Genomic DNA, 742 nt, shown 5'->3' with positions numbered 1-742 from the left:
ATCCTATTTAAGAAATGATTTGGGTTGCAAAACCATGATGTAACACGCGGTTTCATCCTAACTGAATGATAGTATTGATGAATACTTGTAAGCAAAACAGTAATTAAAGTGACGGCTTATATTCGCAGTCACTTTTTCATGGATGAAATATGACAATCAGATACTCTTTACTTGCGGCCAGTTTACTGGCTGGGCTTGTTCACGCCAATGAAGCACCGAAAAATATTATTTATATGATCGGTGATGGAATGGGCCCTGCCTACACAACCGCCTACCGTTATTATCAAGATAACCCAGAAACTAAACAGATTGAGCCTACGAGTCTTTGACTCGATACTGGTTGGCATGGCTCACACCTATCCCGATGATGATACTTATGTCACTGACAGTGCAGCAGGCGCGACGGCCTTAAGCAGTGGCATAAAGAGTTACAATGGCGCCGTCGCTGTCGATACCCATAAAAAGCCAGTTAAAACGATGTTGGAAGTAGCGAAAGAGCAGGGCATGACAACCGCTTTGGTGGCGACTTCGCAAATTAACCACGCGACGCCCGCAAGCTTTGCCGCGCACAACGAATCTCGTCGTAATTATGATCAGATAGCAGACGACTACTTGGATAACAAAGTAAATGGAAAGCTGCCCGTCGAGCTGTTACTTGGTGGAGGTGTTCGATACTTTGAGCGTGAAGACAGAAACCTGATCGAAGAATTTAAAACGCAGGGTTATCAATACCTAACGGATT

General features: G+C 44.2%; 1 pseudogene. It reads left to right on the top strand.

Annotated elements, in window-relative coordinates:
* Positions 1–149: 149 nt before the first annotated feature.
* Positions 150–742: pseudogene (locus tag R7Q46_RS26795) on the top strand (alkaline phosphatase); the annotation flags it as partial.

This window comes from Vibrio sp. 811 (genome assembly GCF_033339195.1).
Note: the sequence above shows the minus strand (reverse complement) of the source record. Positions and strands in the feature narration are given on the sequence as shown.